This window comes from Micrococcus sp. KT16, from assembly GCF_003315015.1.
GTDB lineage: Bacteria > Actinomycetota > Actinomycetes > Actinomycetales > Micrococcaceae > Micrococcus > Micrococcus luteus.
On the sequence record NZ_QNRG01000007.1, the window covers coordinates 36,745 to 48,541 of the forward strand.

9 protein-coding genes are annotated in these 11,797 nt (G+C 72.1%); 3 read left to right on the plus strand and 6 right to left on the minus strand.

Annotation, left to right across the window (positions count from 1 at the left end; all coding sequences use genetic code 11):
• Window positions 1–2: 2 nt before the first annotated feature.
• The 5 genes from DE149_RS07370 to DE149_RS07390 form a co-directional block, all read right to left on the minus strand.
• Window positions 3–785, minus strand: a complete 783-nt coding sequence (locus tag DE149_RS07370) for a sulfite exporter TauE/SafE family protein (protein ID WP_081339249.1) — start codon at window positions 783–785, stop codon at window positions 3–5.
• Between the two features lie 6 nt (window positions 786–791).
• Window positions 792–1,385 (minus strand): rhodanese-like domain-containing protein, encoded by a 594-nt coding sequence (locus DE149_RS07375; protein WP_052007121.1) that lies wholly within the window; start codon window positions 1,383–1,385, stop codon window positions 792–794.
• 34 nt (window positions 1,386–1,419) lie between these two features.
• Window positions 1,420–2,823, minus strand: a complete 1,404-nt coding sequence (locus DE149_RS07380; protein WP_036384546.1) for an MBL fold metallo-hydrolase — start codon at window positions 2,821–2,823, stop codon at window positions 1,420–1,422.
• Window positions 2,824–3,195: 372 nt separating this feature from the next.
• On the minus strand, window positions 3,196–4,464 hold the full coding sequence (locus DE149_RS07385; RefSeq protein ID WP_036316196.1) for a phosphatidylserine/phosphatidylglycerophosphate/cardiolipin synthase family protein: 1,269 nt from the start codon (window positions 4,462–4,464) through the stop codon (window positions 3,196–3,198).
• 24 nt (window positions 4,465–4,488) lie between these two features.
• Window positions 4,489–5,463: an acyl-CoA thioesterase gene (locus DE149_RS07390; RefSeq protein ID WP_036316197.1), complete on the minus strand. Its 975-nt coding sequence runs from the start codon at window positions 5,461–5,463 to the stop codon at window positions 4,489–4,491.
• A 120-nt stretch (window positions 5,464–5,583) separates the two neighbouring features.
• On the opposite strand from DE149_RS07390, the gene DE149_RS07395 reads away from it, so the two are divergent.
• Both DE149_RS07395 and rlmC read left to right on the plus strand, forming a co-directional pair.
• Complete coding sequence (locus tag DE149_RS07395; protein WP_020628173.1) at window positions 5,584–6,192, plus strand: HEAT repeat domain-containing protein; 609 nt, start codon at window positions 5,584–5,586, stop codon at window positions 6,190–6,192.
• Between the two features lie 10 nt (window positions 6,193–6,202).
• Window positions 6,203–7,414 (plus strand): 23S rRNA (uracil(747)-C(5))-methyltransferase RlmC, encoded by a 1,212-nt coding sequence (rlmC, locus tag DE149_RS07400; protein ID WP_036384552.1) that lies wholly within the window; start codon window positions 6,203–6,205, stop codon window positions 7,412–7,414.
• Window positions 7,415–7,430: 16 nt separating this feature from the next.
• On the opposite strand, the gene DE149_RS07405 is transcribed toward rlmC, so the two are convergent.
• Window positions 7,431–8,021 (minus strand): hypothetical protein, encoded by a 591-nt coding sequence (locus DE149_RS07405; protein ID WP_036316210.1) that lies wholly within the window; start codon window positions 8,019–8,021, stop codon window positions 7,431–7,433.
• 286 nt (window positions 8,022–8,307) lie between these two features.
• Between DE149_RS07405 and DE149_RS07410 the strand changes: the two genes are divergently transcribed.
• Window positions 8,308–11,685 carry a beta-phosphoglucomutase family hydrolase gene (locus DE149_RS07410; RefSeq protein WP_113914247.1) on the plus strand — a complete coding sequence of 1,126 codons (3,378 nt, stop codon included), beginning with the start codon at window positions 8,308–8,310 and terminating at the stop codon, window positions 11,683–11,685.
• Window positions 11,686–11,797: the final 112 nt, after the last annotated feature.

The following is an 11,797-nucleotide window of genomic DNA, read 5'->3' on the forward strand; positions in this document are numbered from 1 at the left end:
GGTCACACGAGGAGACCGATGAGTTCCCGGACGAGGATCACCAGGCCCATGGCCAGCACGAACCAGCCGAAGCCCTTCTTCAGCGCCTTCTCCGGGACCCGCTTCACGAGCGGAACGCCGATCAGCCCGCCGACCACGGCCACACCGGTGACCCACAGCAGCAGGTCCCACGGCAGCGTCACGCTGGTCAGGTAGCCGCCGAGGCCCGCGAAGGACTTCATGGCGATCACCAGCAGGGACGTGCCCACCGCGGCGGACATCGGCAGGCCGCCGAGCAGCACGAGCGCGGGGACCACGAGGAACCCGCCGCCGGCGCCGATGATGCCCGTGACGAAGCCGACGACGACGCCCTCCAGCAGGATCTTCCCGAGCGGGTGGCGGCGGGGCTCGACGTCAGCCGAGGCCTCCACTGAGGGGGCGGCCGCCGGCTGCGTCTTCTTGGGCCGGATCATGGCCCACGCCGTGAAGAGCATCATCACCGCGAAGGCGATCAGCAGCAGGGTCCCCGGCAGGAAGCCGCCGACGACGCCGCCCAGGAGGGCACCCACCATCGAGGCCGCGCCGAAGATCAGGCCGGTGCGCCACCGGACGGTGCCGTGCCGCGAGTGCAGCAGCACTGAGACCAGCGAGGTCACACCCACCACGAACAGGGAGCCCGCGATGGCCTGCTTCGGCTCGAGGCCGGCCACGTACGTCAGCAGGGGCACCATCAGGATCGACCCGCCGCCACCCATGAGGCCGAGCAGCAGGCCGACCACGAGGGCCAGGGCGAGGACGATCCACATCACGGGTCAGCTCCGCTTCCCCGCGCCGGTGGGGATGCGGCCGATCACGTCGCCCGCGGAGCGCTCCTGCGCGGGGCGGTTCCACGGCATCTTGGCCAGCACGGACGCCATGGCGCACGTGTTGGACACGGCGGAGAAGGACAGGCCCGCGCCGATCGCGGCGGGGATGAGGCCGAACCGCTTCGAGCCGACCTGGGAGGCCACGGCCCCGACCAGCGCGATGGACCCGGCGGTCATGCGGACCTGACGGTCCATGGACCAGCGGTTGCCGCTGCGGACGACCTCGCCGCCGGCCTCGGCGTAGGCGGAGATGCCGCCCTGCAGGACGCGCGCGGAGGTGAAGCCGGCCTGGGCCAGACGGTCCTGGGCGGTGCCGGCCCGGCTGCCGGACTGGCAGACGAGCACCGCGGTGCCGTCCAGGCGGGCGGCGACCTCGTCCGCGTGCTCCTGGAGCAGGTCCAGCGGCACGTTGTAGGAGCCGGCGATGTGCTCGGTCTCGAACTCGCCGGGGGTGCGCACGTCCAGCACGACGGCGTCGGGGCGGGCGGCCAGCTCGGCCTTCAGGTCGCGCGGGGCGACGGGGGACAGGGTGACGCTCATGGGAGGGGCTCCTCGGGGTTGGTCTGGGGGTGTGTCAGGACTGCTGCCAGGCGGCGTAGCTGCCCTCGAGCTCGATCACGTCGAACCCGGCGCGGCGCAGCGCCTGGGCGGCCACGATGTTGCGCAGGCCGGACTGGCAGAAGGTCACCAGGGTCTTGTCCTTCGGCAGCTCCTCCTGGTGGAAGAGCACCTTGCCGGCGTTCAGCTGCCGGGCGTCCGCCACGGTGCCGTGGGAGAACTCGGTCTTGTTGCGCACGTCCACCAGCACGGTGTCCTGCTCCGCGCCGACCTCGCCGGCCTCGATGCGGGACCGCAGCTCGTCGGCCTGCACGGTGGGCACCGGCTCCAACGTGAGGCCGTCCACGGAGGTGGTGAACGCGGCGGCGGCGTCGACGCCCACGCGGATCATGTGGTCGCGCATCGTGTGCGCGTCCTCGCGGTCCTCGGCGAGCAGGACGAGGGCGGCGTCGTCGCTCTCCGGGTCGTAGGCCCAGCCGGCGTGCGTGGCGACCTTGCCGCGGGACGGAAAGGCCAGCGCGCCCGGCACGGTGCCGGCGAGGATCTCGTCCACACCGCGGGTGTCCGCGAACACGGCGCCCTCGGCGAGCGTCGCCTGCACGCCCCCGGCGTCCAGCTCCTCGAGCTCGGGCAGCTCGCCCAGGATGGCTGGCCCCTGCTTGTTCTGGCGCTTCATGCGGGCGAAGTAGGCGTGGGCGTCGGGCTGGCCGTCGAGCAGCTCGTCGATGAAGCCCTGCTCGTCGTCGTTCTTCAGGTAGTCGGACCACCACGCGTACTTGCGCTCGTAGCCGACCGTGGTGGAGGGCAGCGCGCCGAGTGCCTTGCCGCAGGCGGAGCCGGCGCCGTGGGCCGGGAACACCTGCACGTGGTCCGGGAGGGTCAGGAACTTCGCCTTGAGGGAGGCGAAGAGCTGCTGGGCGCCCTCAAAGCGGGTGTCGACGCCGCCGGCGGCCTCGTCCAGCAGGTCCGGGCGGCCGAGGTCGCCGGAGAACACGAAGTCGCCGGTGAGCATGTAGCCCGGGGCGTCCGCGAAGGCGCCGTCGGTGACGAGGAAGGACAGGTGCTCGGGGGTGTGGCCCGGGGTGTGCACGGCCTCGACGGTGATGTTGCCGAGCGTCACCGTGTCGCCGTCCTTGAGGAGGTTGCCCTCGAAGCCGTAGGCCCAGTCCTCGCCGCCCTCGCCGGACAGGTGGATCTGGGCGCCGGTGGCGTGGGCCAGCTCGCGGGTGCCGGAGAGGTAGTCCGCGTGGATGTGGGTCTCGGTCACGTGGGTGATGGTCATGCCGTTCTTGGCGGCCAGGTCCAGGTACACCTGGATGTCGCGGCGGGGGTCCACCACCATCGCCTCGTTCTTCGCCTGGCAGCCGATCACGTAGCTGGCCTGGGCGAGGTCCTCGTCGTAGATGCGCTCGAGCAGCATGGTTCTCCTCCGGGTCGGGGGGTCTCGATGTCCATCCGATACCCCCTGGGGTATGTCGAGAACGAGCGTAAGGTATACCCCCAGGGGTATGCAAGAGAGAGGGTGAGCCCGGGCGGCGACGGGGAGGGACGGCACGATCAGGAGACGTCGGCAGGGGGCGTGAGCCAGATGATTTCGCTGCGGATCGGGCGTCAGAACTACAGAAACGTCTGGCTCACGCGGCAGGGGGCGTGAGCCAGATGATTCCGCTGCGAATCGAGCGTCAGAACGACAGAAACGTCTGGCTCGCGCGGCGGGGAGCGTGAGCCAGATGATTCCGCTGCGGATCGGGCGTCAGAACTGCAGAAACGTCTGGCTCAGCGCCCGGGGTCCTCAGAGCAGGGGACGCAGTGGTACCAGCAGGGCCTCGACCACGCGGGCGAGGCCGTGACGGTCCTCCCAGCGCGGGGTGTCGATCCGGACGGCCCGCTGGGCGTCGAGAGCGAAGATCTCCTCCATCCGGGCGGCGAAGTCGCGGTCCACGACCACCACGTTGGACTCGTAGTTGAAGCCCAGGGAGAGGCGGTCGACGTTGGCCGAGCCCACGGTGGACCAGATGCCGTCCACGGTGGCGGTCTTCGCGTGGATCATGCTGGCCCTGTACAGCAGGATCGTGATGCCGGCCTCGAGCATCTTCCCGAAGAAGCCGCGCGAGGCCCAGTCCGCCACGATGTGGTTGGAGTCCTCCGGCACCATCACCTGCACGTCCACCCCGCGCCGGGCCGCGTGCAGCAGCGCCTCGAGGACCTGCTGGTCCGGGATGAAGTACGGCGTGTTGATGAGGATGCGGTGCTGCGCCCGCTGGATGGCGTCGAGGTAGCTCAGCCGGATCGGGTAGACCAGGAGCGGCGGCTGGTTCGCGGCCACGGTGACGCGCGGGTCCCACGTGTCCGGGGGGCGCCAGGACATCTGCTCGCCCGCGCGGTGGTGGGCGTTCCACTTGATGGAGATCGACTGGCCCAGCGCCCACACCGCCGGGCCGCGCTCACGCACGTGGGTGTCCCGCCACAGGCGGGCGTAGTCGTCGCCGATGTTGAAGCCGCCGGCGAAGCCGACCTCGTCGTCCACCACCATGATCTTCGAGTGGTTGAACCCGCTGTGCCGGACCACGCCTCGCCAGATCGGGCGGGCGAAGGCCGGCAGCCGGAACACGTGGATGCGCGGGTCCAGCTGACGGTAGAAGCGGGGCGGGACCACGAGGTTCCCGAACCCGTCGTAGGAGACGTAGACCTCCACGCCGCGCGCGGCCGCCCGGTTGAAGGCGTCCATGAACCGCTGGCCCGTGGGGTCGCCCTTCCAGATGAAGGTCTCGAACTTGATGATCCGCTGCGCTCCGTCGATCGCGGCGATCATCTCCTTGTAGAGGTCCTCACCCGAGGTGAAGATGCGCAGCTCGGAGCCCTCCACGTGGGCGTCGAACACGCCGGGGTTCGGCGCGGGTCGGCGCACTCGGCCGCCGCGCTTGACCATGTCCACGCCGGTGAGCCCGGCGGCGACCGTCAGCGGCAGTCCCACGAGACCGACGCCCGCGGCCACGGCCGCTCCCCGGAGGAGACGACGGACCGGCAGGCGGGACAGGGACGGCAGGGACGGTCGACGCATTCGCTCAGTCTACTCAGGGCCCCGTCAGCGCGGATCGGTCGAGCGGCGCATCTCGGTCCAGGCCGCGCTCACCTCGGAGCGCATGCGCACGAGTTCGATCGCCGTCTCCTGCAGCCTCCGGGCGCTCTCGCTCTCGGGGATGTACTGCCGCACCCGCTGGGCCTGGTCCTCCGCGGAGACGTCCACCATGACGGCGATCGAGTGCGCCACCAGGCGGGACTCCGCCCCGGTGCGTCGGCTCGCGTAGACGCGCAGCGCCACATGCATGGACCGCTCCGTGGTGTTCACCAGGAGGGCCTCCACGCGCACGAGGTCGCCCACGTGGATGTTCCGCACGAAGCGCACACCGCCGCCGAACACCGCGACCACGGATTCATGTCCGGTCCAGCGGGCGGCGCAGACGGCGGCCGCCTCGTCCACCCAGCGCAGGATCGCGCCCGCGTTGATGGTGCCGCCCACGGTGGCCTCCGCGTTGGGGGCCAGGAACGCGAGGGTGCTCATCTCCTCGGGGGCCTCCCCGGGCGCGGGGAACGGCAGTCGGGCCATGCCGCGCTCGACGGCGCGGCGGGCCACGGTGGAGCGGCGGGCCTGTTCGTCGCGCTCGATCTGGCCGGGGGTCGAGGGCTCCCAGACCGGCACGGTCACGGGCACCCCGCCCTCCTCCGCGGCGTAGACCACGAGGGACGAGGTGGCGACCACGGGGTCGCCGTCGTCGTCGCGGATCTCCGGCAGCAGCAGGCGGGTCTGGACGTGCACCTCGGCGCCGTCCGTGTGGACCACGCGCGCCTGCACCACGGCACGGCGGTCCACCGGCACGGGGTGCCGGAACTGAGTGTGCCCCATGTAGCGGGCACGCACGAACGTCCCGGCCCAACTCGCCGCGACGGCGTAGCCGGCCTTCTCGATCCAGGAGATGACGGTGCCGGCGTCCACCAGGCCGGTGGGATGATCGAAGCTGTCCGCCCGGAATTCGAGGGCGAGGGCTCCGGGGGGTCTCATGCCGTCGAACGTATCACCCGAGTCCGGGCCCTGTGCGGCCGGTCACGCCCCGTCCAGGAGTCTGCGGGGAACCTCCCGGCCGCGCCCCAGGCGGGTCCGCGCACGGGGGACAATGGACCCATGACCGCCTTCGACCGTCTCCCCCTGCCCGCGGAGCCCCAGACTCCGCACGACCGCCTGCGCCGCCGCACCGAGGCCGCCGTCGCCGAGCGCGGGGAGGCCGCCGTCGCCGGGCTGGCGGTGCGCCTGATGACCGGCGCGGCCACTCCCGATGACGTCACCTCGGGCGCCGCCCGCGCCCTCACCGGCGACGACGGCGACCTCAGCCCCGCCGCGACCGGCGCCCTGGCCCTGATGCACGCGTGGCACCGCAGCGCGCTGCCCGCCCTGACCGGGGCGCTCACCGCCCCCGAGGCGGACGTCCGCTCGGCGGCCCACCTCGTGCTCGCCTCCCGCGCCGGCTCGCTGCGCCGCGATGCCGCCGTCGACCGCACCCTCGTGGACGCGGTGCGGGCCGGCTGTGCCGACCCGGACCCGGAGGTCCGCGCGTCGGCCGCGTCCGCACTGGGTGCCCTCGCCCGCCCCGAGGACCTCGAGTCCGCCCTGCCCGTGCTCACCGGCATGGTGATGGACGTGGACGCGGACCTGGCCGCGGCCGCCGAGCTGGCCCTCGAGCAGCTCGCGATCCGCCTGGACCGGCCCGGCCTGCGGGTCAGCCTCGAGGGCTGAGGCGACGCCCGTGCAGTGCCCCCACTTCGATGTCGGCGAGTGCCGTTCCTGCCCGCTGATGGGCGTGCCGTACGCCCGGCAGCTCGCGGACAAGCAGGCCGCGGTCCTGGCCGCGCTGGCGGACGCGCTCGATGCGGACACGGTCGTGGCCGAGCCGTTCGCCTCCGCGGAGGCCGGGTTCCGGAACAAGGCGAAGCTCGTGGTCACGGGGTCGGCGGCGGCGCCGCGGCTGGGCATCCTGGACCCGCGGCAGCACCCCCGCCATCACGACGGCGCCGGCGTGGACCTGCGCGACTGCGGCCTGTACGAGGCCGGCATGGAGGGCGTGTTCGAGGCGTGCGCGGCGGCGGTGACGGCGGCCGGGCTGGAGCCCTACGACGTCGCCGCCCGCACGGGCGAGCTGAAGAACGTGATCGTGACGCTCTCCCCCGACCGGGAGGCGATGGTCCGGTTCGTGCTGCGCTCCGCCGACCGGCTGGACGCGCTGCGCGCGGCGGTGCCGGGGCTGCTGGATGACCTCGCGGCGCGCGGGACACCCGCCGCCGTGGTGAGCGCGAACCTGCTGCCCGAGCACGTGGCCCTGCCCGAGGGCGACGAGGAGATCGTGCTCGCCGGCGGGCCGACCCTGCGGATGGAACTGAACGGGATCGGCCTGCGGCTGCGCCCGCAGGGGTTCTTCCAGACGAACACCGCGGTGACCGAGGGGCTGTACGCGACGGCGGCGGCGTGGGTCGCCGAGGGCGGTGTGCCGGCGTCGGCGTGGGACCTGTACTGCGGGGTGGGCGGGTTCGCGTTCCACCTGGCCCGGGCCGGCGTGCGCGACGTGTGGGGCATGGAGTCCTCCGCCGAGGCGGTGGCCGCGGCCCGGGAGACGGCCGCGGAGCTCGGCCTGGCCGACCGGGCGCGCTTCTCCGCCGGCGACGCCACCTCCGCGCTTTCGTTCGAGAAACGGCGGGCTCCGGAGGCGCTTTCGTCCAAGAAACGGCGGCCCCGCCCGGACGCCGTCGTCGTGAATCCGCCCCGGCGGGGCATCGGCGCCGAGCTGGCCGACGCGCTGGAGGACTCGGGTGTGCCCACCGTCCTGTACTCCAGCTGCAACCCGGCGACGCTCGCGCAGGACCTGGCCCGGATGCCGAGCTATCGGGTGGCGCGGGTGCAGGTGTTCGACATGTTCCCCCAGACCCGGCACGCGGAGGTGCTCACGCTGCTGACCCGGCGGTGACGGAAGCCGGGGCGCGTCACCGCGGGCTCCCCGCCCGACGGTTCCGCTTCTTCAACTCGACGAAGACCTGCAGCAGCGTCAGAGCCGATGGCGCGAGCGCGGGTTGCGTGAGCACGAGCGGTTGCGCACGGGTCAACCCGCCACCCTGCAACGGCCGTCCCGAGTCCCACCGGTTGGCCTTGCGCAGACCACCCTCGTTCCACAGCCGCTCGTCCACCTTGAGCGCCACCTTCATCGTGTGCTCCGACTCTGGCGCCACAGCACGGACTTCCTTCACGTCCGCCCAGTCCACGGACCAGTCCCGCGTCCACACCCGTCGCTCATCGAACGTGACATGCCGAGGCCGGAACAGACCCATCGTCGCGGCGGGAAGCACCGCCAACGCCAGCGCCAACCCGATGAACGACGCCACACGCCACACCCCGAACCCGGCCGAGACATCCTCCGGCGGCCGGAAGATCACCCACACGAACACCGCGATGCACACCACGACGATCAGCCACAGGAGCAACCACCGCGCCGGACGCACCCGCGCCTGCACCGGCAGACTCGCCAGGATCTCCTCCCGCGTCGCCTTCTTCCGCAACCGCGTCGGCTTAGCATCCATCACTTGCTCATCATCCAGTTCATGAGCCCTTCGCCCCCCGGCCATCTCCGCCGAGTGTGTCCTGCTCGTTCCCGGGCCACGCTTCCGGCGCGCGGGGGCACACGTCCGCCCCGTCGGCACGACCCTATTCCCGGAACCCACCGCGCCGCAGCGACATCACCGCAGCTGAGAACCGCTGTGATGTCGCTGCGGTGCGGTCGGCCGGAACGACGGCGCGCTCGCTGCGGTGACCATCGCCGCGGCACTCCCCGTGCGGCCCCACTTCCCCGCCCGTAGGCTGGTTCCCATGTCGCAGACGCTCACCCCCGCCGCTCCGCAGGACCTGAACGCCCGCCGTCACCGGCTCCGCCGCTACCGCGCCGTCATCTTCGACATGGACGGGGTCATCACGGACACCGCCGGCGTGCACGCGCAGGCGTGGAAGGAGCTCTTCGACGGGGCGCTGCCCGCCGTGGGCGCGCTGCCCGCCAACGCCGCCGTCGTCGCCGCGGACCCGGACGTGCTGCGTCCCTTCGACGCCGCCGCCGACTACCTGCACCACGTGGACGGGCGCCCCCGCGAGGACGGGGTCCGCACGTTCTTCGCCTCCCGCGGCCTGAGGGTGCCGGAGGCCGACGCCCCCGAGGCGGACGCCGCCCCGGAGCTGACCGTCCTCGCCCTCGCCGAGCGCAAGCAGGGCTACTTCGAGCAGGTCCTCGAGCGCGACGGCGTCCGCGTGTTCCCGGAGGCCCAGGACCTCCTCGAGCGGCTGCGGGCCAAGGGTGTGCCGGTCGCACTGGTCACCAGCTCCAAGAACTCCCGCGCCGTGCTCACGGCCGGCGGCGTGCTGGACTTCTTCCCCGTGATCGTGGACGGGAACACCGCCGTCGAGCGCGGGCTGCCGGGCAAGCCGGACCCGGCGATGTTCTGGGAGGCCGCCCGCGAGCTGGGCGTCGACGTCGCGGACGCGATGGTCCTCGAGGACGCCGTCTCCGGTGTGAAGGCCGCCTCGGACGGCCGCTTCGGCCTCGTGATCGGCGTGGACCGCGAACCCGAGCTCGGCAAGGGCCGACTCAAGGCGGCCGGCGCCCACCTGGTGGTCCAGGACTACGGGACCCTGCATCTGGAGGACCGCACCACCACCCCGTTCGACCCCGCGTGGGTGCTGCGCTGGGACCGCTTCGACCCGGCCTCCGAGGGCACGCGCGAGGTGCTGTGCACCCTGGCCAACGGGTACTGGGGCACCCGCGGCGCCGTGCCCGGCACGCGCATCTCCTCCGTCCACTACCCCGGCACCTACATGGCCGGGGTGTTCAACCGGCTGACCTCGATGGTCCAGGGCCGGGTCGTGGAGACCGAGCACATGGTCAACATCCAGGACTGGACCCCGCTCGTGGTGACCCCGCGCCACGGCCGCCCGCTGCTGCCCGGCGAGGAGAACCTCGTGGAGTACGGCCAGGAGATGGACCTGCGCCGCGGCGTGCTCTCCCGCACCATGACCTTCGAGGACGAGCAGGGCCGGCGCACCACGCTCCACACCCGGCAGTTCACCTCGCTGGCCAACCGGCACCTCGCCGCGATCGAGCTGACCGTGGTGGCGGAGAACTGGTCCGGGGACCTCACGGTGCGCTCGAAGATCGAGGGCCGCGTGGCCAACCTCAACGTCTCCGACGACCGCACCCTCGCCAACCAGCACCTCGAGCCGGTCCAGGCCCGGGAGATCGACGGCGAGACCGTCCTGCTCGAGACCGCCACCAACCAGTCCGGCATCCACGTGGCCGTGGCCACCCGCACCCGCCAGGTGGCGCCGGTGGGCCACCACGAGCCCATCCGCCGCCCCGTGGACGGCTCGGACCTGGTGGTCGGCCAGGACATCCTCCTCCACGTGGACGAGGGCGTGCCGCTCGTGCTGGAGAAGATCGCCGCCGTCGCCACGAGCCACGACCACGCCAACGCCTCCGTGTGGGAGTCGGCGGTGAAGGACGTCCAGCGCGCCCAGAACTTCCGCAACCTGCTGACCCTGCACGAGCAGCGCTGGGGCACCAACTGGGACCGGTTCTCCGTGCGCATCGACCTGGCCGAGCCGTACCGGCATCAGCGCCGCTCCACGGCGGCGGAGGCCGGCGGCGAATACGCGCCGCCCGTCGTCGACGCCGGCCACTCGGCCCCGGTGGGGTCCGCGGTCCCGATGGGCAAGGACGGCGCGTCGCTGCGCCAGCAGCTCGCCCTGAACCTGCACACGTTCCACGTGCTCCAGACGGCCTACGGCCGCCGCCGGGACCTGGACGCCTCCGTGGGGGCACGCGGCCTGCACGGCGAGGGCTACCGCGGCCACATCTTCTGGGACGAGATCTACGTCTACCCGATGCTCACGCTGCGCCGCCCCGAGATCACCCGGGGCCTGCTGATGTACCGCTACCGGCGTCTCAACGAGGCCCGCGCCAACGCCCAGGCCGCGGGCTGGGCCGGCGCCATGTACCCGTGGCAGTCCGGCGCGGACGGCTCCGAGGAGACGCCCACCGAGCTGTGGAACCCGCGCTCGCGCATGTGGATGCCGGACAACTCCCACAACCAGCGGCACGTCTCCCTGGACATCGCCTACTCGGTGCTGCGGTACATCGAGATCACGAAGGACACGTCCTTCATCTCGGACTACGGCGCGGAGATGCTCGTGGAGATCTCCCGGTTCTTCATGTCCATGACCCTGCACAACGCCGTCACGGACCGCTACGAGATCCACGGCGTCATGGGCCCGGACGAGTTCCACGACGGCTATCCCGAGACCCCCGGCTCCGGCCTGCGCAACAACGCGTACACGAACGTGCTGACCTCGTGGGTGCTCGCGGAGACCGCCCGCCTGGTCCGCTGGCTGGACACGATCGACGACGGCCTGCCCGAGCTCATGGAGATCTCCGAGGAGGAGATCGAGCGCTGGGAGGAGGTCAGCACCCGCCTGACCGTGCCGTTCTTCGAGGAGGGCGAGGAGGCCGGCATCCTCGCCCAGTTCGAGGGCTACCAGGACCTGCTCGAGTTCGACTGGGAGGCCTACCGCGCCAAGTACGGGAACATCGGCCGCATGGACCTGATCCTGCAGGCCGAGGGCGACGCCACCAACCGGTACAAGCTCTCCAAGCAGGCCGACACCCTCATGCTCGGCTACCTGTTCTCCGCCGAGGAGCTGGACCGGATCCTGCGCCGCATGGGCTACGAGCTGCCGCAGGAGGCGTTCGAGCGGATGGTCACGTACTACGAGGCCCGCTCGACGCACGGCTCCACGCTCTCCCGTCTGGTGCACGCGTGGGTGGCGGCCCGCACGGACCCGGACCGGTCGTGGGACCTGTTCACGGAGGCCCTCGAGTCGGACCTCTCGGACACGCAGGGCGGCACCACCAAGGAGGGCATCCACCTGGGCCTGATGGCGGGCACCGTGGACACGGTGATCCGCTGCTACGCGGGCCTCGAGACGCGCGACGACGTCGTCCGGCTGCACCCCCGCATGCCCGCCCAGCTGCCCGGCGCCCGGTTCACCATCCGGTTCCGCCAGCAGCCCGTGGTCATCCACATGACCCAGCGGGAGGTGACGGTGTCCGCGGGCGAGGGCATGTGGCACGACGTGCCGATGATCATCGCCGGCCGCGAGCACACCCTGTCCCCCGGCGAGAAGCTGACGGTCCCGCTGGGCTGAGGGCCGCCGTCGTCGGCCACCCCACCCCGTCCCTTTGGGGGCGAAAGTGGGCGGTATCCCGCGCGGATACCGCCCACTTTCGCCCCCGGACGCGGGAGGACGCGGGAGGACG